15 protein-coding genes and 2 pseudogenes are annotated in these 25,510 nt (G+C 60.4%); 3 read left to right on the top strand and 14 right to left on the bottom strand.

Going from position 1 to position 25,510, the window contains the following annotated elements:
* A partial coding sequence (locus YU9_RS47065; RefSeq protein WP_198028384.1) for an amino acid adenylation domain-containing protein occupies positions 1–2,840 on the bottom strand: 2,840 nt, incomplete at its 3' end.
* A 465-nt stretch (positions 2,841–3,305) separates the two neighbouring features.
* Between YU9_RS47065 and YU9_RS48705 the strand changes: the two genes are divergently transcribed.
* Together YU9_RS48705 and YU9_RS0139550 are read left to right on the top strand one after the other, a co-directional pair.
* The gene (locus YU9_RS48705) at positions 3,306–3,596 is read left to right on the top strand and encodes a hypothetical protein (RefSeq protein WP_156952413.1); all 291 of its coding nucleotides are present in this window, start codon (positions 3,306–3,308) and stop codon (positions 3,594–3,596) included.
* Positions 3,597–3,994: 398 nt separating this feature from the next.
* Entirely contained in the window at positions 3,995–4,861 is an 867-nt protein-coding gene (locus YU9_RS0139550; RefSeq protein WP_156952412.1) for a hypothetical protein, read from the top strand.
* Positions 4,862–5,116: 255 nt separating this feature from the next.
* Here YU9_RS0139550 and YU9_RS51385 read toward each other — a convergent pair whose 3' ends face one another.
* Complete coding sequence (locus YU9_RS51385) at positions 5,117–5,281, bottom strand: hypothetical protein (protein ID WP_156952411.1); 165 nt, start codon at positions 5,279–5,281, stop codon at positions 5,117–5,119.
* A gap of 1,050 nt (positions 5,282–6,331) precedes the next feature.
* Between YU9_RS51385 and YU9_RS0139535 the strand changes: the two genes are divergently transcribed.
* Positions 6,332–7,657 (top strand): DUF3422 family protein, encoded by a 1,326-nt coding sequence (locus YU9_RS0139535; RefSeq protein ID WP_027577611.1) that lies wholly within the window; start codon positions 6,332–6,334, stop codon positions 7,655–7,657.
* A gap of 154 nt (positions 7,658–7,811) precedes the next feature.
* Here the strand turns inward: YU9_RS0139535 and YU9_RS44185 are convergent.
* The 12 genes and pseudogenes from YU9_RS44185 to YU9_RS0139475 form a co-directional block, all read right to left on the bottom strand.
* Positions 7,812–8,078, bottom strand: a pseudogene (locus tag YU9_RS44185) (DUF736 domain-containing protein); the annotation flags it as partial.
* Between the two features lie 1,217 nt (positions 8,079–9,295).
* On the bottom strand, positions 9,296–10,519 hold the full coding sequence (locus YU9_RS0139520; RefSeq protein WP_027577610.1) for an MFS transporter: 1,224 nt from the start codon (positions 10,517–10,519) through the stop codon (positions 9,296–9,298).
* A 19-nt stretch (positions 10,520–10,538) separates the two neighbouring features.
* A complete protein-coding gene (locus YU9_RS0139515) occupies positions 10,539–11,774 on the bottom strand; it encodes an ATP-grasp domain-containing protein (protein WP_084299236.1) in 1,236 nt (411 codons plus the stop codon).
* Positions 11,704–12,900: a saccharopine dehydrogenase C-terminal domain-containing protein gene (locus YU9_RS0139510; RefSeq protein ID WP_027577608.1), complete on the bottom strand. Its 1,197-nt coding sequence runs from the start codon at positions 12,898–12,900 to the stop codon at positions 11,704–11,706. The genes YU9_RS0139515 and YU9_RS0139510 overlap by 71 nt, the downstream gene beginning before the upstream one ends.
* A gap of 3 nt (positions 12,901–12,903) precedes the next feature.
* Positions 12,904–14,142 (bottom strand): ATP-grasp domain-containing protein, encoded by a 1,239-nt coding sequence (locus tag YU9_RS0139505; RefSeq protein ID WP_198028383.1) that lies wholly within the window; start codon positions 14,140–14,142, stop codon positions 12,904–12,906.
* Entirely contained in the window at positions 14,139–16,034 is a 1,896-nt protein-coding gene (locus YU9_RS0139500) for a class I tRNA ligase family protein (protein WP_027577606.1), read from the bottom strand. The genes YU9_RS0139505 and YU9_RS0139500 overlap by 4 nt, the downstream gene beginning before the upstream one ends.
* Positions 16,031–17,293: a lysine N(6)-hydroxylase/L-ornithine N(5)-oxygenase family protein gene (locus tag YU9_RS45200; RefSeq protein WP_063623803.1), complete on the bottom strand. Its 1,263-nt coding sequence runs from the start codon at positions 17,291–17,293 to the stop codon at positions 16,031–16,033. Before YU9_RS45200 ends, YU9_RS0139500 begins: the two co-directional genes overlap by 4 nt.
* Positions 17,286–17,621 (bottom strand): annotated as a pseudogene (locus tag YU9_RS51380) (phasin family protein); the annotation flags it as partial. The gene YU9_RS45200 and the pseudogene YU9_RS51380, both read right to left, overlap by 8 nt.
* 852 nt (positions 17,622–18,473) lie before the next feature.
* A complete protein-coding gene (locus YU9_RS0139490) occupies positions 18,474–19,643 on the bottom strand; it encodes a Wadjet anti-phage system protein JetD domain-containing protein (protein WP_027577605.1) in 1,170 nt (389 codons plus the stop codon).
* Positions 19,644–19,645: 2 nt separating this feature from the next.
* Positions 19,646–23,080 (bottom strand): SbcC/MukB-like Walker B domain-containing protein, encoded by a 3,435-nt coding sequence (locus tag YU9_RS0139485; protein WP_027577604.1) that lies wholly within the window; start codon positions 23,078–23,080, stop codon positions 19,646–19,648.
* A complete protein-coding gene (locus YU9_RS0139480; RefSeq protein ID WP_027577603.1) occupies positions 23,077–23,715 on the bottom strand; it encodes a DUF4194 domain-containing protein in 639 nt (212 codons plus the stop codon). Before YU9_RS0139480 ends, YU9_RS0139485 begins: the two co-directional genes overlap by 4 nt.
* Positions 23,705–25,234 carry a Wadjet anti-phage system protein JetA family protein gene (locus tag YU9_RS0139475; RefSeq protein WP_245266746.1) on the bottom strand — a complete coding sequence of 510 codons (1,530 nt, stop codon included), beginning with the start codon at positions 25,232–25,234 and terminating at the stop codon, positions 23,705–23,707. The genes YU9_RS0139480 and YU9_RS0139475 overlap by 11 nt, the downstream gene beginning before the upstream one ends.
* Between the last annotated feature and the right edge of the window lie 276 nt (positions 25,235–25,510).

The raw sequence follows: 25,510 nt of genomic DNA, 5'->3' as shown, positions 1-25,510 counted from the left end.
AGATAGCGCGCCAGATCGCCGGTCTTGTACAGCCGGTCGCCTTCCACAAAGGGACTGGCGATGAACCGCTCCGCGGTCAGCTCGGGCCGGTTCAGATAGCCCCGCGCCACCCCCGCCCCGCCGACGTAGAGCTCTCCCACCGCGCCAAACGGAACGGGCGCACCATGACCGTCAAGCAGATAGACCACCGAATTCCGGATTGGTCGTCCCAGTGGCACCCGTTGCTGGCCATCGAAGCCAGCAGGCACCGGGTAGCAGAGACTGAAGGTGGTGTTCTCGGTCGGGCCGTAGCCATTTGAGATCCGCAGCGTCGGATGTCGCTTCTGACATGCTCTGATGGAAGTGATTGAGACCTCTTCGCCCCCGACCAGCAGTTGCTGCAGCCCACTGGTGCTCCGCCCCTCCCCGACATAGACGTCGAACAACCGCGCAGTCATCCAAGCGATGGTGATGCCTTGGTCTTGGATGATCCGGGCCAGCGTTGCCGTCGAGAGATAGCGTTCAGGATAGAGCACAACACTGGCGCCGTTCGCCAAGGCTCCCCAGACTTCGAACGTGGTCGCATCGAATGTCGGCGAGGAAGCGTTGAGAAAAACGTCCTGCGGCGAGATCTCGACGAAATCGTTCCCCGCCACCAGACGCACCACTCCGCGATGCTCGACCATGACCCCCTTGGGGGTGCCTGTTGATCCCGAGGTGTAGATCACATAGGCGAGATGGCGCGAGGTCAGCCCAAGCGCGCGTGGGTCCGGATCCGACGCCGGCAGATTTNCCCATTCCGGCGTCGCCGCCAGATCCACCACCGTCAGATCGANTAGCGCATCGTCGCCCAGCGCGGATCGGCCGGCCGCATCGGCCAGCAGCACTCGCGGCGCCGCATCGTCGAGAACCTGGTGCAGCCGCGCCGACGGATAGGCCGGGTCCAGCGACAGGTACGCCCCGCCCGCCTTGAGGATCGCCAGCAGCCCGACCACCATCGCCACGCTGCGCGCAACGCAGATCGCCACCGGCTGGTCCGGCCTGACCCCGAGCCCGATCAGATGATGCGCCAGGCGGTTGGCCCGCGCATTGAGCTCGCGATAGCTTAGCCGCTCCTCCTCATGGACCACCGCCACCGCGTCCGGCGCACGGCGAACCTGTGCCTCGAACAGCTGGTGGATGCACACGTCCGACGGATAGGCCGATGCCGTCCGGTTCAGCTCCTCCAGCAGATACGCCCGCTCGGCGGACGACAGAAGCTCAATCCGCCCCACCGGCTGCCGCGGATCAACCTTCACAGCACCCAACAAATTTTGCACATGCTGGGTCATACGGTCGATCTGCTTGGGCTCCAAGCGACTTGCATCAAAGTGCCATCGAAAGCTCCCATCTAGAGCGCAAACCTCAAATGTTAACGCCTCACCAGGCAGGGCTGCCTCAGAAGTCGGGCTCGAAGCTAGGTCACCAGTGGCAGACTCCCCACTTACAGTAACCATCACGCCAACCGGCCAGGGCCGGCGCAATCGTAACGCCTCCATACCGAGCAACGTGGGGCAGCGCGCGATAAGATCCCGCGCGAAGCTATCCTGCTCCTTCAGCTGAGCGAATTCGGCCGCGACCGCCGTGCGTGCCTCTGCAAAATCATTGTCGAGATCGATGGTAATTGCCATCGGCACAACAGAAGCGACAAGCACCTCGAGCGCTTTCAGACCCGCTCGCGATCCACTGGGTGCGGGAGTCCATCCCAATTGAAGCTCTAATTCTCCCGTGATGCGGGCTAGGTAGATCAGCCAAGCCGTTAGCAAGAATTCCGTGCGATCACTGGGAGACAGCTCAGCCAAAGCAACTGGAATTCGCCACGAACTCGACTGCCATTGAGGTGCAGCCAAAGCTACTGAAGACGACAAAAAAGAAAGCTGGGATGTTTTGAACTGCTCAAGCCGCCGTCGCCAAAAACTCTCACGAGGCGCCAATATTTCATGCGCAACCGTTATGCTCCGCACCTCGTCATCGCTCAGAATCGGGAGGCGGTCGCCTACATGGGAATCAGAACGCCTCGCGAGTGCCTGCGCGTCCAGAGCCTTACCATCCAAGCTGCTAAGCCAAACATCAACATCCTCTGTCCCTGTCGCCACACGCCAGTGGCTGGGGTGGATCTCAACTAGAGCCCCCGCAGCAAAGCCCGAGCGGCGAGCCGTCACCTCCAAGCGCCTGACGGCGACAACGTCATCGCCAACGAGAGCCTTGGACAACCCCAATGGATTGGCATGATACGGGCCAAAGTCTAAGGCGCGCGTCATCGCTTCCAGATCTTGTGCGGATCGATCCCATCGCAGACAGCCCGCAGCATCCGGGCGTCGACCTTTCGGGAAAAAGCATCGGTCCGCTAGCGCTTGCGGACGAGCACTAAGCTCTCCATTTGTTAAGCCAGTTAGAAGCTCGCGGAAGCCATCGATAGCAGCCTCATAACATTTGAGGTTCAGCGTCAGCGCCGTATCGCTCGCCGCAATCAACACTTGGCGTTGGACGACCAGCTCACCAGTATCAACACCATGATCGATACGATGCCACGTGATGCCATGTTCGGTCTCTCGGGCAAGAGGCGCCGAAGACGTCGCATGAGTTCCAGCATATCGCGGCAACGGACCGTCGTGGTAATTGAAAGCGCCTCTACGCGCTTGCCCAAACACATCTGCTGGCAATATGAACGGATTGGCAACGGAAAATATCCACTCGACTGGCTCGGCGTTGAGCAGCGCAGATAGCTCTTCAATGCTCGTCACACACAAGATATCGGCGAGAGCGGCCCAATCGCGGAATATGGCGTCGGCACACAGCGCCGCCCGGATCACGTGGCCCATCTCCATCACTAGCTGAGCACATCTAATAGCTAGCGTACCACCACCAACAAAGATGCAAGAGCCAACCGGTGAGGCCGCAGGTTGTTGCACATCCCAATCGCCCAATTCGGAATTCGACGAGGGCAAGATTCTCACCTCGTGATTTTCGTGCTCCGCATCCACGACAAAGCCCCCGCGTGTGCCACGAGTGCGGCAATCCACTTCCATAGTCCAGCGCTTAAGAACCCAAGCTGAGATAGTCCGCACAGGAGCTCGGAGAATCTGCGACAATCAGCGATTGGCCAACGTCGTAACGGATCACTCCGCATTTCAAGCAATCGACGTGCCAATGACGTTCTGCGAGCGTTTCCTGAAGAAACAACGCGCGCCTCGCTCGGAATGCTGCCGTCGGACTTGGGACATCGACGTCCTGAACCAGACACAGCTCAGCACAACAATACAGACGTCAATGGCGACGATGAGCGCATGGGCGTCCGCAAAGGTCATCGAAAGCTCTGCAACAGCCGCCGTCATCACCGCACGTACAGCAGATTCTCCTTGGCACTTACGTTAAGTAACGGACGCGCCAATGACCTTCTGCGAGCTCATTCTGAAGAAAACAATTCCCTTCTCGCCGGGTTGGCAGAATTTTGCCGTCATGCCGTCGCGCTTGGGACATTAACGTCTTTGAACCGAACAGAGCTCAACACAACAGCACGCGCCGTCAACAGCGACGACCACTCAAAAGATCGATTGCCCGAAATCGCCTTCGAATGACGTTCTGCTTGATGGCGAGGCATTTCACTGGAGTGGGTTCGGTTTCGGAAGCGGCCATGCAATGCTGATTGACTATGGGTTCGCCTCCAGAATGCTCGCCGCTGCTTTCTCCAGGTGGTCTGCTCGTCGAGTGAGAGAGTGTGTCGTGCGACAGGGATTCCGCTCGATGTTGCAAAGTTCGCCACGGATCGCGTTTTCGCAGACTGGCCGGTGCTCGGCACTAAGTAGCGTTTTCGCTTAATGCCCGCCGACGTCCGCTGGCACGGCCCTTGCTCGTGAGGCGACGAAAGCGACGAAGAACGGGTCCGCGGCGAATGTCGCAACCACAATTGACTCCTGATCTCTCACATCGGCGCATGCTGTTGACTCTTGGGTGCAGCGGCTTGGATGTGACTTCCGTGATCGAGGCACTCAGTCGAGACTGTGTCATTTTGATTCGTAACGTCTCACCGAGCGAGGCGGACGGCCTCGTATATCAAATTGCCGGTGAACTAGGATTGCAAAAAAAGCTAGAGCTGGAGGCCGGCTTTTCCGATTTTCTTGGTCACCGACGACGGATCAACAAATACTTCATGAGCGTTAATTCCCGGGATGATTATCAGTTTGTCACCCCGCATTCCGAAGGAGATAGGATATCTAATATGCAGTTGTCGTGCTTTTATTGTTTCGAGAATAGTAAAGACGGAGGAGAAACAATCTTATTGAACATCGACGACACAAGTGAAGCATGGGGACTTTTACGGGAAAAAACGACAAAAATACTACCCGGATCAAAACCATTGTCTCGGGGCATGATCACTCGTGCAAAAGCACTTTATCGTCTGAGCTCGCCGGATGACTATTTGGTACCAGATGACCAAATAGTTGCCGAGGTGAAATCGGAGATCCCGGGCCTTTTGCTGGCGATTGTTATGGCAAGGCCGAAAAGAAGCTTTTCCGTTCTCCTAGGGCGCGATGTGAATGTCCTTTGGGATAACATTGGTAGTGCTGACCAAAGCTGTCTTCACTTTTTTGTTCGGATGTTGCAGGAGCGCGAACTTCTCAAGTCCCCACCGGACGGTTTTGAGTTGCACCAACTGGACCCCGTTAATGCAGGACGGAGCTGGTGTTCAGGCGCTGATTACGAGAAACTTTTTTGTGACGAGATTATTCTCAAGTTAAAACCAGGGGACCTTGTTATTCTGAACAACCTAACTTGGGCCCATGCGGTGAACAATTGGACATCGGGACCGGGCACACGAAGGATAGCCGTAGCATTGGCCTAGCCTAGTACCCACTTTTCCTGAAAGTTGAGTCTTGCTTCAAGGGTGCATGAGCAGCATCCCTTAGCCTGACGAAGGAGGAACGCGCCGAGCCCGAAGGCTCGGCGCGCTCGACGAAGGCGGAACACCGGATGCGCCAGCGGGCGCGGATCGTGGTGATGGCAGCGGACGGTGTGGCAGCGCGCGCGATTGGCCGTGCGGTCGGCTGCACGACCGGCACGGCCTCCGAATTGGCAAGTGCGCTACGCCTAGCGGCGGCTAGGCGGCCTCGACGAGACCGGCGATCGGGGCGCCGAGCCAAAGTACACCGCAGCGCCCGATGAGCGCATTCTGAGGCTGTTGGATCAATCGCCGCCAACAGGCTATGCCCGCTGGTGTGGACCACTGCTGGCCGCGGCGCTCGGCGATGTTGATGTGCAGCATGTCTGGCGCTTCCTGTGCGCCCAGAAGATCGATCTTGTCGGACGAAAGTCGCGGTGCGAGAGCAACGATCCGGAATTCGCTGCAAAGGCCGCTGACGTGGTTGGGCTGTACATGGCGCCGCCTGTCATCTGTCTCGATAGCTCTCGATCCCGGCACTGGAGCGTGCGCAGGGCTATCTGAAGTTCTCCAACGGCCGGGCTGACCCGCTGACCGGCCATAGCCGCGACTAGCAGAACGGCACCTCGACATTGTTTGCCGCTTTTGAGGTCGCCACCGGCAAGTTGACGGCCGCTCACAAGACGCGCCGGCGGCGCGACCCGAGCGAATTCAACGGAAACCGGATCTCGGCCGCGTGGCGACAGACGGATCAAAACCTCCGCGACCGCACTCGAGCAATACCAAGTCGAGTCGGCCGTACTTGTGATCCGCCGCTATTCGGTCGATCGCCCACGACATTCGCCCTGCCTCACTGCGGTCGAGCCGCGGCGCTTGCACTGCCCTGAATGTCCCTCAAAAGACGATGACGGCGTGCGCTCCGGCTGCGTGATCACGTCAACCTCACGCGACGTGACGTTATCAGCCCATCGGCCAAGCCTTGCCAGGCTGGTCCGGGCGCGGTCAGTCGCCGGCCTCTGAATGAACAAATCCGTCCACAGCATGGCGTCTCAGATAATGTAGCCGCCTGGCGAGCGATCACCGCGCGAAGTAGGCGATTTCCTGTGGCCTGCGCCACGTACGCATCCTGTCAGAATACAAGCGCGCTTCATGTCTGAAACTCGCCTCCAACTGTCTTCGAAAGCCACATTGCGCCAAAGGACGCGAGCGTGCCCCTTCTACAGTGCTGGCCCAAATCCTGCACAGCCTCTCCGCGTCAGGGCGGCGGCAGCAAGATGGGAGTCGTGTTTGGGCCTCGATCTGTCAATCGACAATGTGGTTGCCGCACCGGAGGTCGTCCGTCTGGACCACGCTGGGGGACGGAAGACGCTCCTGCTTGCCACGGCCTCGCGCGGCTGACGGTTGCTTGCTCACCCTGAAGAGAGGCGTCAATACATGGTCGATGAATTGGATCTGCGAACCTTCACGCCACATCCGCAACGCGAGGCCGTGCTCGGCGAAGTGCACGCGCGCCCTTTCACGCGCCTTGTTTCGCCATTCAGCGTGATCCACTTGGCTTTTCTTGCGCAGGGTGAGGCGGCCACAAGCGATCGCTGCCGTTTTATCGATTTTTGCATCGAGCGCAATCTTCCGCCGCCTGAGCAATCGGCGAAACTTCATCAGATTGTCATCGGGCCCGCTACGCTACGCTGGGAGCAGCATTCGGAATTCACAACATTCACCTGGATCTGGAGTAACACAAATGGTTCTCCCGCAGACCGATTTGACAAAGTTGATGGTACCGTCCTATCGCTGATCCGCGCGTTGCGTCAGACCGGACAGTTGCTAGTCGCGATCAGGCTAGAAGTGGAGCAGGACTCCTCGCCGACCAGGCGCGCCGAACAGGTTTTTGACAAGAACAGCCTGGCTATGGTTGCCACAAAGAGCGGCGCAGGCGTTGCCGCCTCAGACTTCCGCGTAGACGAAAAAGGCTTTACGAAAATCCTCGTCTGCGACCTCGGATTGACGTCGCACGATCTCGGAGCGCTGGTGCAACGCCTCCTGGAGATCGAGACCTACCGTCCACTGGCGCTGCTTGGCCTGTCGGCGGCCCTTGAGCTTGCACCTTCCGTTGATCGCATCGACCGCCGTCTTGTTGAGGCGCTCGAAAAAATGCAAAGCGGTGAGGGGCTGCAGTTCAACAACCATCTGCTTGCCGAGCTGACGGCGCTGGCGGCCTCCTTCGAAAAAGGCGCGACCGGCAGCCTGTTTCGCTTCGGCGCCAGCAGGGCCTACAACGAGCTGGTCCAATCGCGACTGTCCATCATTGAAGGCAACGATGTCTCGGGTTATCCAACCTGGTCGTCGTTTCTGGCGCGCCGCATGGCGCCCGCAATGCGAACCTGCGCGACCGTAGAGGATCGTCAGGCGGCTCTGTCGGTCAAGCTCGCGCGTGCCGCCGATCTGTTGCGAACCCGTGTCGACGTCGAAATCGAACGACAGCATCGTGACCTGTTGCAGGCTATCAACGAGCGCGCGAGACAGCAACTTCGGCTGCAGTGCACGGTCGAAGGATTGTCGGTCGGGGCGATAGGATATTATGTGGTCAGCTTGTTTAGCTATCTTGCCAAGGGCGCGCATGATGTCGGATTGCGAGTAGAGCCCTCGTTCCTGACCGCAGCCTTCGTGCCGATCGCAATCGGCGTGATCTGGCTGGTGAGTTACAATGTCCGAAAGCGACACCTCAAGCACGACGACACGCCCTCGGTTGCTTGCGACTGAAGCTCCTTGAGGGAATCAGTGCGTCCACCCTGGAAGCTCGCATGGTCGTGGTGCGACGCTGCCGCAAGATCGCGGCCGGCTCCTGCGCAAGGTGATGCCCCGCCGGGGCCAACCGGGCGAGGCATTTGGGTCGGGTCAGTCGCCGTTGCGACGGCTCGGCGAAGAGGTTGGCGAAAATCGGAGCAGTGAAGCTCGGGTCGTCGAGCTTGAGACCTAGATAATCGCGGCCCTCGTTGGAGCGCTTGGTCCAGGCGGCCCCGATCTCCACACGGCCGACATAGATCCGGTGGCTGGGGGCGTTGTCGCCCGAGCGGCTCGTCTCGGGGACGATGCGGACGTTCCTCGGCTGCAGCGAGAGGGTGACGATTTCGCCGTTGAACTCGTTGTTGCCGGTCGTCTTGAAGGTGCCGACGGTCGCCATCGAAGTTCTCCTTGATCTGAAGTTTTCCGAGCCCGCACCTTTCGGCTCGATGGTGATCGACAGGCCGGAGGCGGTCGACGGCGCACCCCGCAGGGGCTCGGCAGCAAAGGAGGAACTTTCTCGTTTCGCGAGGAATGACGGCGCAGCCGGCAGGGGATGAAAGTTGTGATGCCGCTGTTGCGCCATAGGCGATCGAGGCTTCTTAGCCGGCCTTCGGTCAGATCCATCCATCGAAGAGGCCGTTCGTGCGCTCGATCCGAAACAGAGCTGACATCAACGAGAACGTGGCGATCCTCGCGTCCCGAAAAGACCGGCGAGCGAATTCAACGGAAACCGGATCTCGGCCGCGTGGCGACAGACGGATCTCGGACGCGACGCACATTCCAGGCCACAAACGCTCGAACTTTTATGCGCCAAAGCATGCCAGTCGGCCGCGCCGTCATCAAGGTACCTTCGACTTCTGTGGGTAGCTAAAGCGCTTCGAAGACCGACTGCCAGCAAAGCGACGCCCGCTCTGCGCGTGACCTGCGCGGGCCATGCCGCGCATTTCGATCGGATCGCAAATTCGTACTCAGCGTCGGGGCGCCACCATACTCGGTTCCCATGTCGAGTAACCCATTCGTCGCGCATGGACTGAGGCCACACCAGTTTCCATAGCCTGCGTCTCGAGAAGGATGAGTCTCTGGATCGCATTCACGGTCGAGACTCACCGAGATGGCCGAGACGACGAGATCTCCAGAGAATCAAGAGTGGCGGCCGGGATTGCCGTGACGAGCTTATAGCCGCGAGAGAGGCTCGCGGTGCCCGTCGCGGAGACCCGCGATGTCAAGGCACACCCAAGTTTCGCGGAGCAGCCCCGGCCGAACCAATTTTTGAGACACCTGGACGCTGCGACGCAGCTCCAAGCAGCGACCGGGTATCGGCCTTGTGGTCAGACTAGATGAGCAGAACAAGCTGCCCCTCGACTACATCTTGGCGACTGCAAGCAGCATTGGGGTGCGGAGGACCTTGAGAACGGTTCTACTCCTGCGAGTGGGCCTTTATGACCTTCACCATGACTTGAGAGATAGGGGGCGATGACGCGGAGCATTTCGTAGATCGAATCCTTGGGGCTTTAGACCATCTCTACGCTGACCTTGAGCCCGCTCTGAGAGAGCAAGGGGAGCATGAGTTGCAAGGGGCTCAACAGCACCAAGCCGACGGTGAGAAAGCATTCTCTAGGATCGCTCGACGTTAATGCCATCCTGCGTGGCCTTCCGGCCACCAATATCTAGCATCTTGCAGCGAAAACGGTAGAGCCACATCGTGCCCACGCCATAAAGGGCGGCAATTACCGCGAAAGCGAACGTGTTGTGAAGCTCAGCGCTGCCGAGCACAGCGCCAACAAAGTTGCCGAGTGCTTCTCCGAGACCCATACCGACGGCGTTGATGCCTAGCAAGGCGAGGTGATCCCTTCCCGGTGTATTCTGGACAAGCAACACCGACAAGGACGGCAGGGCGACAATCTCCACGACCGACAACAATGCGACGGCGAGGTAGATCGTGAAGAGGTTCACGAACGCTGATAGCAGCGCGAAACACGCCAGGACCAGGACCGCCGACAAGATCAGCGACTCGACGTCGTCGATATGCGCGCGCTCGAGCGCCTTCATCAGCGGCAACGATGCCCCGACCACCAAGGCGGCATTGAGGGCGGCAATCGTCCAAACGATTTCTGGACCGGCCAACAAGCGGCCTAGCACGATTGGCGCAAATGAAAAGATCTGCGCCAGGGCGAACCACGTGAATGCAGTCGCCACGAATACCAAGCGAAGGTCGGACCGCGTTGCGCTGTGCAGCAGCGACTTCCACCAGTTCCCGCCGCGGTCCAGTACTGGCAGCCCGTTCCCCAAAACGGCATGGCAGACCAAGCCACTCGACACCATCACCAAGCCGGTGACGAGGAACGGGGCGTTTGGCGCCATTTGCACGTACAGCAGGCTCGAGAGCAACGGTCCGAGCGTGGCAGCGATATTCGTCCCTACGGCGAGCTTCACCAGCATCAAACGCAACGATTGATCCTCGCGCAGGCGGACCGTAATCACGCGCAGCAGCAAGCTGCAGGATCCGTAAGCGGTGCCGACCAGAAATAGTCCGAGCGCGGCCCCGGCAAACGCGGCGCTCTCAGCCACGATGATATAGCCCGCCCCCATCACGAGATAGCTTATCGTCAAGGCATAACGCGCGGAAATGCGGTCCAGCAGTGGAGCGAACAAGGCGCGTGAGGCTCGCCCGGAAGCGGACAGGAGCAGCAACAGAGTACCAACCTGAGCCGCGGAGAGCGATCGGTCGAGGAGATAGAGGCCGAGCACGGAGAGCGGCGCAAAGTAGCCGTAGTTGTTGAGAAAATTCTGAGCGAACACGTTCCAGAACATACGCTGCGCGGGCTTCAGTTGGAGCATGGTTACCCCAGGCTGTTCATTATTGAACGGTGATGATGACCGCCATGATCATGCGCTTGAGCCGGTCCTTAACTTCGGTGGCGCTCGCCCCGGTGGCAAGCACATGACCGACGCGGTCGAACGAGTGGCAGACGGGCTTCACGGTGTCACCGACCTTGATCGACAGCGCGGCACCGGCATAGCCCGGCATTTCTGGCAGACGATCATACCCGGTGATTTCCTTCACCCTGCCGGCGGGCGGGACGAAGTATTGGATGCCGGCGGCGCCGCAGTTGGCCGCGGGAAGCATCACCACGCCGGCGTCAGCGCACAGCATCTGGGCAAACACGCTGCCGTAATAAGCGATGCCGGTCACGTGCTGCGTCAGGTGTGTAATGTAGTCGCCTCCGGGTCGGGAGTGGATTTCCCCCATGACGATCTCGCCGGTGTCGCAAGCCCAGAACTCCGCGTGAAACATGCCGAAAATCAGACCGACGGCATGCACGGCGCTCTGCACGACGGTGATCGCGCGCTCACGCAAAGCAGGCGCAAGGTCGGCCGGCGCGACATGACCGCACTCCACGAAATTGCCACCGCCGATCAAGAATTTTTGCGTCAAGCTCAAGACCGTCGGCAAGCCACGGACGCACAAACCCTCCGCGCTGAACTCCCGGCCCTCAACGAACGATTCGAGCAGGAAGGGCCTTTCGCTTGCCGGTTTGACGTGCGCGAGCGTAGTGGCAAGAGCCGTCGCGCTATCCAGCAGAAAGACATTCTCGCTGCCGTACCCGATCATCGGCTTAAGGATGAGCTTGCGATGCCGGCGCGAGAGCTCGGCAAATGCCTGATCGATCGCCTCACCGGATCGGCACAGCCTGGATTCCGGCTGGGCAAATCCGGCCGCCCGCAAGGTATCGCGGCAGACAAACTTGTTGGTGGTACACTCATGCGCACGCTCGCTGGGGCCCTTGAATCCAAAGCGGCGAACGAGCGCAGCGATCGCCGGCTGCGCTTTTTCTTTGAAGCTGAACACTCCGGCAAGAAGTTCGCGTCGTGGATATTTGCCAACCCACTTGAGACAGGCGCTCACATCTTCGAAGTCGAGGGGATGGATCTCATCGGCGAGATCATGCAAATGATGGGCCTGCTGGAGACGCTTTGGCGTGTCCGTCAACACCACCCGCAAGCCTTGCGCGCGCGCCTGGTCATAGAGGTGGCGGGACTGAATTTCGCTCACTCCCCCCAAGACCAGCAGCTCCTTCTTCCGCATCGTCATCGGATCTGTCCATTGTTATCTCAATACCTCGACGCCCGAGCCAGTCGAGCATGACCGGCGCCACCTGCGGGGTGATAATGGTCTCCGGATAGTGCAATCCGCCAACGGCTTTTCCGGCCCCCGTCAGCCAGTTGACCAGGAACACTACGGGCAAGCAGGTGGCCAGCGCCATCGAGCGCACGTCGACGCGGTCGGTGAAGGTGAGCCGCAAACCCTGCACAGACCGTCGCCCGTGCCGACTTCCGGCGAGATCGATTGCCAGAAGCGTCTTTGTCTGTTCGTTCTCCGCCAAGCCGAAGGTGCGCTGGGTGGCCCGCTCGAAAAGCTGCTTTGGGGTGAGGCCCGTATTTTCGTCCACGGCATCCTCGGCCAAGACGCCGAGTTGATCGAGCAATGCGACCAGTTCGACATATCCGGTCCAACGCAATGTGCGTTGGTCGACATCGACACCCGGCCGCGACAATTTCGGATGGTCCGAGAGCCGCGGCTGCATCCCGTCATGCCAGTGCTCCAGCACCCCAATGCCGGGCCAAGCGAGCTGTTGAACATCGGAAAACCGCGGAACGACGCAGAGGGCGCCATCGCGGATGCAATAGGCGTCGCACTTGGCGAGGGGCAGGTGGGAAGTGCCGAAGAGCCTTTTGTAGCCGAGAGGATTGGCCGGGCGTGGCACGACGATCCCACCGCAGCAGATACGAAGAGACTGCACCTCCTGAGTGGATTCCAGCAGATAGCCGGCCAGGATCTCCGTCAGCCCCGGCTCCAGCCCGCAGGGTAGAACCGCCGCAAGACTCGGAGCTTGGATCAGCGCCTGCTGCACGCGTGGCACGTCCTTGGCCGCAGGCCGACTGATGCTCACGAGCAAACCACGTGCAGCGCGGCTCGCTAGGCTCTCGATCACGCCCAGCGTGACCGGCCACGTGGCGGCACAGATCACGACGGGTGCGAGTTCTGCCTGCTGCGGCTGGTCGGTGCACAAGATCTCACATTTCCATGCCGCGCGCGCGGCCGTGAGCGCGCTCATGTCGCAATCGATGAGACGGACCGTCCACCGCGGAAAGGCTTCGCGCAGCAGCGCCGCCATACCCCTGCCCATCGCACCAGCGCCTATGACGTCGGCCTGCATGTTTCACTCGCGGGCGAAGACCGGGGTGATCGTCTTCGATACCCAATCGAGGTGCTTCGTGAGCAGCGCTTGACTCGGCGCGGTGCTGATCACCGCGATCAGACGTTGAAGACGGAAATCGTTCGGCGGAAGCACAATGTGTGTACCGACCGATGTTTCGACGATCGCCTGCTCGACCCAAGGGTGATCGAGAACCGCCTCGAGGCCGCGGTAGCCGAGCAGCCGTCCCTCCTGTTTGGCCAAGACGTAATGGATCCCGGCCACCCGCTGCGGCGCGGGCGGGGGGAGAGGCGCCGTGCCCACTGCGATGCGAGCAAGGTTTTCGTAGAAGTCATAGTGCAACGCAAGCGGGACAAGATGCGACGCGATGTAATCCCCGCCCGGCCGGGCAGCGACCTCAATGAGCGTGAACTGCGCGCCGTCGTATTTGCCTTCGAGGTGGAAGGACGCATGGTCGAGGCGCAGCGCCAGCACGTACTCTTTGGCCTTTTCTTCAATCATGCTCCGCATCTCACGGCCGAGGTCGGCAGGGAAAATATGCCGCACCTCGAGGCAATATGGATCCGAGGTGAGCTTGTGCGTGATCCCGACAACGGTGACTTCACCGCTGCAAACGTACCCTTCCACACTCACCTCCTGCCCCCCGATATAACGTTCGGCCAGGAACGTGAGCGTTTCCCGGTGCAAAGTCGGGTCGTACGTCGGATTGCCGATCTTTTTGCTAGTGGAATGAAAGACATCCAGGTCGGCAGGCTCGCGAATAAGATAGATTCCGGTGCTGCCCGAGGCGTTCACCGGTTTCACGATGACCGGGAGCCCCGCTAGACCGATGAACTCTACCAGATCGCTATCATTCTGCAAAAGGCGGTGCGCGAGGCCGGAAACCGACTGTGTTCGCTCGCGCAGTATCGATTTGTCCCGCACCGCCGACACGGATGCGTGCGGTAACCCGGGCAGCCGCAATTTCGCGGCAACGATGGCGCAGGCTTCGACAGCAGTTTCCGTAAAGCAGACTACGCCGGCAATTTGGATATGCTTTCTGAGCTCCTCGACGGCGCTCTCGAGCGAGCCAAGGCTCGCGGGATTGCATTGGCGCCACTCGTCGACGTAGCAGGCAAGGTCCGGGGGCAGCGGGTGACCAAGTACAGCGACGCGGTAACCGAGCCGATGCGCCGCTTCGAATGCACGAATGCTTTCTCGTATGAGTCGACGATAATTGATATAGAGAAGAAACTCCGTCATGCAGTCCATCCTCTGGTATCGAAGGATCGCCCGGCCGGAATCCATTGCAAGGCGTGGTTCAGACATGGCGCTTCTCGGATGCCGAGGCGCGCCAGGAGTGCAGTGCAGAGCCCGGGCATCACCGGCCAGGCAAGCGTCGCCCACAGCCGCAGGCCGGCAACGCTGAGGGCGCAGGCGGCGCGCTCGATGCCCGGGTGATAGCGTGGGCCTAGCGCTTGTGTTGCGAATCCATCAAGGTCGTGAAGCAATCGATCGATTAGCTCCGCGATCTGCCGCGGGTCGAATCCTTCGACCGAGAATAGCCGCCGGCCCTCTTGCTGACGCTCGCAAAGCTGCTGATAGAATGCGCGATGCACGCGTTCCCAAGTGCCGGCCTCCGGCAACGTCCCGCGGTGACGCGTTTCGACCGCGCGGCTGATGTGATGAATGACTGATGCGAGTAGGCTGCGGCGCCGTTGGATCCAGTCAAAGGCTTCACGAAAGCTAAAGCTCGTCGGGGCAACCGCTGGACGCGTATGGCAAACATATAGACGCAGCCAGTCGGCCGGAATTCCCTTGCGGATGAGATCATCGGCGTATATGACATGGCCCCGCGAGGTGGAGAGCTTGCGGCCATCAAGCTGGTAGAATTCATTGCCAAAAAATCCCACGATGCGAACTCTGCTGGGATCATCAAGATGGAGCAAGATTGGGAAGGTGATGCAGCGCAGATACGCGTTGTCGGAGCCAAAGAAGAGCGCAAGCTCGACCTCGTTCGAGCCGAGCTCCCCACGGAAGGCAAGCATATTCTGTGCCGTCAAGAAGCGGGGGACGAGCTCGACGGCCGAACAGAGCTTCTGGTCCTCTTGCCCGCGCAAGGGGAGAGCAAGTCCGTCCGATGAATAGATTCCGAGCGGAACGTCTGGCAGCTTGTGCTGCAACACCCGGGCGACGAAATCCGGCATTTTGCCGACGTAGGCCCCCGACATCAGGTACCGCTCGAGCACGGCGCGATGCGGCTCCAGCGGCACGAACATGCGCTTCAGCGGTCGCCACGCTGCCGGCCGGTTGCAGTGATTGCAGACCGGATCCATCAGCTCTTCATCGGGCACGAACAGCGCGCAGTTCTCGCATTCCGAGCTGATCCCTTCGCCACAGTGCGGACAGAAGCCGCGCACGTTGGCTTCGAACAAGTATCCGTGCCCGTGCTCACAATACGGAACGTGGGCGGTTTTCTCGATGAGATGGCCGCCGGCGTCCAGCGCGGCTAAGAACTCGCGAGCGACCCGTTCGAAACGCGGCAATTCGTCGAGCGTCGCGAACACATCGAAGTCTACCCCCAGCAAACGGTAATTAGCGAGGAAATCATCCGAGTAGGCTCGCGAGGTTTCGCGGTAGCTCCGCCCTTCGCGCGCAGCGGTGATCGCCACATGCGTCTGAAAACCCAATGTCCCACAAAGCTGGTAACAGTCGAGCCCAAGTGTCCTTTGCGCCCGGGTAAACACGTCGGCAGCGACGACCGGCCCTGCCAGATGCCCAAGATGCATGCGCCCGTTGGGCGTCGTAAAGCTCGGCAGAACGAGGCACGTACGCGGCGCCTTGGTGGGCGCTTTGACGCTTTCGTCAACGGTCTGCCTGTCTTCCCACCAAGCATTTCCCATGACCAGGAGCTCTGCCCCATCGTTTTTGATAAGATGGGCAGTGAACGGAGACATCAGCAGCATGTCTCCGGGGCTGAGCTGCGTGGTAAAGAGCGACCCGTCGCCATAGGTGACCGCGCCGGTGCCGGAGAATACGAACAACATCTCGTTGTCGGCATGGCAGTCCAAGCGCGTGGACTCGCCACTCTCGAGGGCGAATTTGGAGGCCCTAAAATGGCGTGCCACGATGTCATCGCGCAGCTTTCTCATCATTCCTCCTCCAGTTCAGCCAGACGCGACAACATCGATGGATCCATGTCCATCGGATAGAACTCCTTTCCCATGATGCTGTTGACGATCCTTGCGTTGCGATAGGCGACGAGCGACAGATTCGCGTTCTGCAAACCATGCTGGATGCGCGTTCTGTTCTGGAAGTAGATCTTGCCTGGCAGGGCTATCCGGCTCTCAAGTGAACAGTCTGCCCTGATCTTGGGCAAACTATCCTCAATACAGGCGAGCTGCATGATGCGGTCGAAGAATGGCGGCGTGTTGGGGACAAAACCGGTGGCCAAGATCACACGGTCGACCGGCGCCCTGCGTGTTGCTGCGGTCTCAGTGCACTTGAGGGTAACTTCGAAGCCCGCTCCGTTCTGCCGCAGACCTTCGAGGCAAGCGTTGACGATTAACCGGACGCCGTCGTTCTCACCCTCAACGAAGCGACGTTCATAGATTTTGTCGAACAGCTGATTTGCGAGATCCAGCGACACGCCGTCGCTGCTTAGCTTCTTGACCTGCACCCATTCGCGTCGACGTGAGAGCGCCTGAGCTTGAAAGTGGCGGAAATAGGCAGGCGTATAATACTCGTTGGTGAATGCGCAGTCATCTATCGGCTCAATGTTGTCGTGCGGCGTAACCCAAAGTATCTGCTTCAGGGGTGGGCCCGCGAACAGCTGTTCCATCACCTCGCTGCCGCTTTGCCCCCCGCCGACGAGCAAGACTCGTTCTCCTGCGGCCGGTGGCGCCCTATTCAGATAGTCTGCCACGTGATAGACGCGTTCGCCCAAAAAGGGACGCACGCAATCCGGCATGTCGGGACAGATTCCGAGTCCAAGTACGACGTGTCGGGCCTGATATTCCGCCTCACTGGTCGTGACGCGGAAATGTGATGTTTCGGGGCGCACATCCAGTGCCTTTTGTCCAAATCTAAGATACGGAAGCTGATCTGCAACCCAGGCGTAGTACTGCAAGAACTCCTTGCGAGAGACTCCGCCGGACCGTCGATTGACGAATGCGTGGAGCCGCCCATTTCGGAGCAAAAAGTTGAGAAATGAAAACGAACTGGTTGGGTCTACGAGCGACACACAGTCTTTGATATGTGACACTCGTAACCTGGCGCTCGAAAATGCCATTCCGGCGTGCCAGGCAAAACTCGGCTTATCGTCAATGAACAGACACCCTAGTCCAGTCGGTTTTATGAGAGCGGCAAGGCTGAGATTAAACGGACCAACTCCGATACCAATTACGTCATACATGCGACGAGCCTCCCGTATGCCGGTCCTTTTCACAGCAAACTAGAAATCGTACGGCCCATGCGTCAAACGCATGAGTCAAGCTAGCGGACAAACGTAGTCTGGTTCGGCAACATCTTCTGCTTGACCATCTCCCTGTGGAGCTTACGGATCTTGTGCGAGTCAGCATGAGGTTTTCATGAATCTGCTTCAGGAAATCGGCCTGAAGCTCAAGAGCCTCGTCAGGCGACCGCACGCCCGCGAGCTTCTCGAAAAACGACCTGGTCTGTTGGAAGGATTTTTTCGCGCCGTCGCCATAGGTATTCGCAATCTGTTGAAAGTTGGCTGTGGCCGTTTCCGCCGATACGCCGCGGCCGCTCGGGGAGGTATGTCAGCCCACGCTATATGTGCGTGTACTGCAATTTATGAGGCTTCTGGCCCTGCTGTTGACCGGATCTCCAGCTCTGCTACCGTCGCTTTGCGTATGAATTGTTTGCCACAGAGTTGTGCTGGCGTTTATCGATCGATGATGAGACCGCTCGACACTCAAGCCTCCGCTCCAGATCAGCCAATCCTGCCTTACATTCGGCGACAACCGATCGGGCGCGAAGCAGCTTGACCTTGAGCTCGTCCTGTTGCCTGAGTATTTTCTCAAGATCCCAATCGTTCTGCATTGACTCATTGACCATCTGCAAGCACCGATGCAAGGCCGGCTGTTAGCTTCAAGAGCGCAGGCTCCGCATGTCGCAGATGCCCCACCCTGAGCCATAGGCTAAAGCGATGCCAACGACCCTCCTGAGGACGCCTTTACGCTGGCGTTCTTGTTGAGAACCACCATTCGTTGCAAGCCCCCTTACAAGACAATCGGCTTCTGCCCGGCAAACCGGAGCGCATCGGAAGATGGCAGAGTTCGCAAGGCATGCGCCCGGTTTGGAAAGCGCATCAGGGGACCTGTGCCATCATCAAGCGCGCAAGCTTCATCTGAATACGTCAGCCGGATGCTGAACGAGCATCATAGTCACAAGTGGTTTCGTCACATCTTCAAGCAACCGGCATGCCAATGTCGGTTGAGCGTTTCTATGAAGAAACGATGTCGGTTTTCCCGCAGCACGTGGTTGCAGGCGGTGCTGTTGTCGCGCTTGAAACAAACGACGTCTTGAACGAGACAGCCAAAGCCGCAAACACGAGCGTTCGCGCGCATTTTCTAATGAAACTCTGGCAGGGCTGGATCGAGTTCTTCCTGCTCGAGTGTCTTGGCTCCATCTTTCGCCAGGTACGCTGCCAGAGCTGCGATGCCGGAGTGTGGTGGACATCGAGCGGGTGCCGACTTTTTGAACGGCACTTGTCCCAAACGCTCGGCAACTTCGACGCTCATGAGGTGGGGACGGATCGGTCGATCGACGGCGCGCTCGATGGTGTGGAAGATCCAGGTGCCGTCCGGATCGATGTCTGACCAATGAAAGATCGGTGTCTGTTCGGATACTAAGCCTGCGATTGTCCGCAGCGCCTGCTGGGTGGCAAGCGAGGGGTACCCGCCGACATACATGGTCGTTCCTAATCGGCCGGGGTCCGCCTCGGCGATGTGCCGGTTGAAGCTTGCGAAGTTTTCGATCGTTAGAACGTAGGCCGGCGGCTCCCGAAAGCGGACGCGATCTGCTTCCTTGGGAGTGATTCCGAGATACAGCGGAGAGATTCCGGAGAGGTCGGCTCCATCGAGGTCTATCTTGCCTGCGATCAACAGCGGTGGCGCGAAGCGCTCAAGGCCGATTGCCCGGAGCGCCTCGCGTGGCCGCGCGCCGGGCGGAAAGTCCATTCTGCCGCTCAAAAGCCGGACCACGGCACCCTCGATGCGCTCGAGTATCTTGCTGTGTCCCACCGTACGTCGCGAGAAAGTTTTGTAGTCGACGTCCAGATGCTTGTTATCGAGGATCGCCTGGGCGAGAACGAATGCGTGGCGCAGCGGGTCGACGTCGGACGAACCGAATCCGTGCCACGTCTTACCCCGCGCCCACACCTCTGCGATTTGAGAGACGCTGTTCTTCAAGGACTCGTGCAGCGCCACTCCGGCTACAAGCCGCACGGCGGCATGCTCCGCGATGCGTGAGGCCGGGGTGCGGCCGAGATATCGGTATAGGATCTCCGCCGAGGCCAACCGCACGTGCGCCACTTGGTCTCGGTTGGCGCCGCGGCCCCAACCAAGGGAGACCGCGCCGGCACTTTCGGCTTCCCTGATCTGTTTCAGGAAGGCGTCCGCCGCGACTACTGACGGGAAGGCAGGGTAGTCCGGGTGGGCGATCGGGCTTGCAGCCCCGGCCTCGAAGCGGTTGAGCAGGTCGTTCAGCAGGCCGATCGCTTCAGTGAAACGTCGAGCCATGGCTACTCGGCGGCCAGACGGCTGGCGAGCTCATCTTCGGACATCAGGTCCGGATCGATGGCCATCAGCTCGCGCTTGGCCTTCTCTTTCAGTTCCACCACGGTAGCCCTGGACTGCTCGCCGATCCGGTCCACCTCCACGATGGTGTCCATGTGCTCGAGCACGGCGACGCGCTTCTCGAACGGCGCCGCGATCACGAACTGCAGGCCGAGGTTTTTGTAAAAGCTCATCATCTGCCGCTGGTTCTTGCCGTCCATCTTGGAGAAGGCCTCATCGAACATGGCGAGCGCGAAACCGGCGGGCTTGCCGGCACGACGCTCCGCGCTGCCGTAGACGGCCGCCAGCGAAGCGCCGATGGCAACGTAGATAGGCACCTGCTGTTCGGCGCCAGACCCGGTGCCGCGCCGCTGCTCCCAGCGGGTCGAGCGGCCGGTGGCGACATCCTCCATGTGGATCTCGAAGGTGTAGAAGTTGCGGTAGTCCTCGAACTGGGTGAAGTCCTTGTCAGGGTCCTCCAGCAGCGCCTCGAGTGCGACGATCGTATCCTTGTGCGGGAAGTCATCGGGCACGTCGCCCCGGAACAGCATATCGAGCGCCTCCGGAGAGGTTTTGGCGATTTCGATGATCTTCAGGATGGGCTGGAATTCCACCATCTGGGTGCGGTGGAATGAATATCGCTCGTTATGGAAGGGATGTGCGTAGAGGCTACGGTTCAACGATTGCAGCTCCCGCTCCATCTTTCCGATCCGGGCCGTGAGCGCGTTGATGAACTCGCCGCGCAGCAGGGTAGAGGCCTTTTCCGCCGCTTCCCGCGCCTGCCTTTCGTACTGGCGCAACTCATTGGATTCGATATCCGAGATGAGCTGCTCCATCCATGGCTTCACCTCCCGCAGCGGCTCGCTTTCCGCGCCGACCTGCGAACTCATCCCGAACTGGTCGAAGTAATCGTAAAGAAGCTCGCGGACCCGTCGCTCGATCCGGGCGCGCTCGCTGTCGGACGCGTTCGCATCCTTCAAGGCCTTCTCGGCGATGGCCCGGTGTTTCTCCGCGAAGCCTTTTTGGACTGCGGCATCGAGGCGGTCGCGGTAGACGGCCCTGCCTTTCGCGGTGGAGTACAGTGGGAAGAACTTGCGGTATATCGACCGGGCGACCCTGAGGTTGAGTTCGGAGCCGGGCACGTTCTCGCCCTCTCCGAGCCTCCTCTCCGCCGACCTGACCTCGCCGTCATGCTCGCCGAACGCCTTCTGCTGTGTCTTTCTCTCCTCCAGCCTCTTCTCCTTCAGCTTTTGCTGCGCCCTCTTTTTGTCGCGCAGCCCGCCGTCCCCCGCGCCGTCGAGGGCATCGAGCCTGGCCTGAGCTTCAGCGGCCTCAATCTGCGCGGCCGCGAAGGCGGCCGCGCAAGCCTCCAGGTCATTACGTCCCTCGCAGATGTTCTTCAGAGCGGCAAAAGCCTGCTCCGCGGCATGGGCCTCCTTCCCCTTGTCGGTCAGGATGCGACCCAGCTCCTCGGCCTGATCCTGCAGGGATCGCAGGGCGTTCGCCTGCGCTGCCTTTCCAATCTTGTGCTGCGAGGCTTCGATCCAGCGATGGCTCCGGACGAGTCCGTCGTCGTAGAGGCCGTCCTTCATAATCGCCCGGCCGGGCCTGTTGAATTGGTCCAGCGTGTCGGCGAGACGGACATTGCCGTAGCGGCGCATGATGAAGGCCATCGCGTCCGCATCCTGGCTCCGGAAGATCGAGGGAAAAGTGCCGCGCTCCGGCTTGGCCCTGAACTGCTCGAGCTTGTTTAGGCTCACTAGGGATGCATGGCGAAACTCGCGGCGACCTTCCTTGAAGATTGACGTGGCGGCGCTGATATCCGCTCTGTCCACGAACACGGCTTCCCGATCGCGGCCGAGGAGCGCCTCGGCGGCTCCCACCCACTCGGGTTCGGCGACTTCGATGATGTCGCAGAGCACGCGCGGGACCATTCCCCTCTGCCGCAGCCTGCGGCAGAGGAGTTCAGTGTCGTCGCCAAGATAGGCACGCGCCCCTCCGACGGCGTGCTGTCGGATCCGTTCGAGCACCTCGTCGCGCCGGCCGCGGAGCCCGGAAAGCTCGGCGATGATCGTTTGACGCGCTTCGTCGATCTTCGGCAGCCATTTGGCGCCGCTTGCCGCGAAGGACTTCTCGGCCGCGGTGACCTCGTCGGAGACGCCCCCGATGTCGGCCCCGGCGGTGGCGGTCAGAAGACGCTCAAGCGCTGGAACGAAGTCCTCGAAACCGTCCGCGCACATCGTCCTTAGCGGCTCCATGAGACGGATGTTCTCTATGCGAGCCTTGAAGTCCGCCGAGGCGCGGTGTGCCGCCTGCCCGGCCACATCGGCGGTCTGCTGCAGGGACTTTCTGCCGGTCTTGGCATCGTGTTCGGCGATCGCGGCCGTGAGACGTTCGATCTCGTTATCGATGGCCTTCACGTCGGTGTCGATGAAGTCGAGTTCTTTTGCGGCGGCGTCCCGGCGCGCCATCTCGGTACGCCGCTTGGACTTGAAGTCCAGGTTTGTCGCGCGCGCCGCGAGCCAAGTCGCGCGTTTTGCGATCCACTCCTCCCTAAACTTGGTCTCGAGCGCTTCTTCAAGTGTGCCGAGGACGCCCCGAAGCGTCCTCAGGGCTTCGAGCCTGAGGCGCATTTTCCGAATGGTCTCGCTGATGTTGCGGTATGTCTGGATCGACTCGCGCAGCTCCTTGATGCCAATCGGACTGTCCTCGAGAATGTAGTTCCGCACGAACTGCGTCGCCGTCTGATTGTGGTCGAGCGTCATCGCGTTGACGATTGATTTCTGCAGGGCGCTGGCGTTCTGCTCGCCATAGGGCGAATGCGGCAGAAGATGGCGCATGTACTCGCGGACGTAGTCGCTCGCCCGGTCGCGGTGATTGACGAAGTTGCCTTCGCCGACCGCCGCGACGATCCGGGCGCGCACGTCCTCCCATTGCGCCGGGAATTGCGACTTTCCTCGCTGCTCGATGAAGTCCTTGGAGCTCAGAACGGTCCCGACGGCGACGAACAGTGCCAGTACTGTCTCCCTGCTGTCGGACTTGCGCGCCTCGAGCGCCATGCCGATCGTGACCGGTGGCCGGGCGCCTTCCGTGTCTTCGAAACCGAGCGCGATGTAGGTGCGCGCCTCGTCGCGCCGGCGCTGATCTTCGCCGAGCGTCCCAAGGCAGTAATCGACGACGCTGCGCTTCGAGCCGCTGCGCGCTTTTCCGCTGTCGCCGGCGACCGCGTTCAGGCGCAAGAACCGCCGGCTCGCGCCGGTGAGAACGACCTGTGCCATGTCGAGGATTGTGGATTTGCCGGACCGGTTCTCGCCCAGGACCCCGACGTGTCCTGTTACGTTGATGTCGGCGACGTCGAACAGGTGCCAGTTCACCATCGTCAGGTGGCGTAGCTCCATCATGCCTCGTCTCCCGCGGGCTGCGGAAACCGCGCCTCCTCGCTACGGACGTAGCGCTCAAGCCGTTGGAGGGCATCGCCGCCACTGATCAGCTTGATCATCGGGCGGATCCTGACCTCGCAGTCTTGCTGCTCGTCGTCAAAATCACCGATCTCGACCAAACTGCGTTGGGCGGCCTCGCGCAGGATGTCCCGGAAGCGGGCGGGCGAGATCGCGCCTCCGCCGCCGTGTTGCGCCATCTCGCGGTAGCGATCGAACAGGTCGTTCAAAGTGGCCACTATGACGGCCCGGTCCTCGACTGCTCCGACGTTCACCTCCTGCTGCCAGTATGCCGCCAGCACGAGCATGACGATGGTTTCGTCGAGCTTCATCCGGGGCAGCGGCACGTCCTCGTCCATGGCGACGATGCCGGCCCACTGCGCCTCCGGATCGCGATGGACGCGGTATCCGCAACTATCGAAGAAGCCGTCGACTACGTCGCGGAAGCGGCCATCCATGATCGTGTTGTAGACTGTCCCGGTCCGGGGATCTCCCGCGAACACGAACTGCCGCCGTAGCAGGAAGTGCAGCGCCTTGCGGAGGTCGGCTGCCTTTTCCGCGCCGAAGGAGCGCTCGACGTTTTCGAACTCACTGAGCACGGGCTGCCTCTGCTTTCCGGAGGGGGCCGGATCGCCTGACCACGAAGTTCGCACACCGAAGCCATTCGCTGTCGTGGGGCGGTGTGTCTGGGCGCGGCTCCAGATCGAATCCGGCCGCGACCTGCGCCGGAACCTCGCCCGTCAACGCATATCGGCGGGCGCAATCGAAGGCGAGAAAGTCGTCCACGGTATCGATTTCCATGAAGCGGGCTTCCCTGGTCGCGAATGGCGGCACCTGGCCCTCGAGGAATCGTCTGACATCCTCGGGGCGGGGCGCGATGCGAGCGATGTACTCGAGGCGGAGCTTCTTGCGCAGTTCATACAACGGGTCCGACGGCGGCTCGGCGAGCTCCCTTGCTTCGACGGGACGGCGTGGCTGCCTGGCCGTCGCTTGATGGTGCTCCGACCAGGGGGACCGCAGCGGCTCGATGCTCCATTCGATTGTCGCCCTGTGGTGCCTGCCGTCCCGCAGTAGGGCATCCAGGCGCCGCACCAGGTCGCCGGCCCGGCTGACGAGTCCCTGCCCGCCCCGCTCGGCGTACTTAATAGTGTTGCGGACCCGGGCTTCGAGCTGCCTGCGGAAGGCCTCGATCCTATCGAACATCTCCCCGATCTGATCGAAGATGCTTTCGATGGCCAGCAGGTCGTCGGCCGCGGCCATTCGACCGTCCTCGATGTCGGCTGCCATGCTGGAAGCTGTGTACTCCTCGGCGAGGACCTGCATGGTTTCCGGGGTGTAGGAGATCCTCCGCGCGAGATCGACGATGGCGTCGCGGAAGCGGTACGGATGGTTGACGGTGAGGATGGACTCGAAATCCTTCAGCAGGAGCTGTTCGATGAACTCCTCGAAAAAGACTTCCAGCCGGGTAGCGACTGTTTTCGACTCCATGACGGTCCGTCGGACGCGCTTCAGGTCGGCCAGAATGGCCCGCAGGCTCTTAGTGAACTGGTCGGCCTGATTGCGCGCCTCGCGGACGGCGAGCGCAGCTTCGCGCTGCTTGCGGTCGGTGATCTCAGGCCTCAGTTTTTCGACGGCCTCCAGATTGAGGCGGATTTGCACGATCAAGCCGCCGAATCGCTGCGAGAGATCCTTGTTGAGGCTCGCGAGCCGCTGGATCACGAGCAGCGGTCCCATAGCCATGTCCACGGTAACGCGTAGTCCGTATTCCTCCTCTTCAAGCCATCCCCAGGCGAGCAGCCGAGCGTATAGTTGTCGGGCAAGACCGAGCGCCTTGTCGCCCCTCTCGGAAGCGAGTGCGACGTCGGCCTTCCGCATCCGGCGGCGTCCCGCGGAAATCATTTCCGGCAGGCTGCCCAAATCATCGCCCTCGTTCCAGAGAACGGGGTTGGCTCGCATGACGTCGTAGATGGCGTGGACCACCTGCTGCGGCGTCGGGAACGACGGCGCGCCTGAAAAGAAGCGTTCGTGCAGATCGAGCAGACACGCTGCGTACAGGTGCTTGTGATCGCGCGAAAAAGCTAAAAAGGCGTCGTCATGCAAATGGCGGAACAAGGTCAATGACGCGCCTCCTGGGCCCGACTTCATCCTTGAGTTGGCGACGCTAAACGCGTGATGTGCCGAACAATATTGTTATTGAGAGTGGGCCTTGAAAATACAACCAGAAGATCCGTTCTTAGTATGTTCTAGTATAGTTTTCCAGCTCAATCGCTGTCGAGGCTCCAAAAGTCCGATCGGAAGCTAGTATCCGGTCTTAGATACGGAATAATCCAGCCTCAAGTCATTGAATTTGTTGTGGTGACTATTGCGACAAAATGGATACAAGGAGTTGCTTGG

It is taken from the genome of Bradyrhizobium sp. WSM1743, from assembly GCF_000473065.1.
Taxonomy (GTDB): domain Bacteria; phylum Pseudomonadota; class Alphaproteobacteria; order Rhizobiales; family Xanthobacteraceae; genus Bradyrhizobium.
The sequence above is the reverse complement of the archived record's forward strand: the minus strand, read 5'-3'. Positions and strand labels throughout refer to the sequence as shown.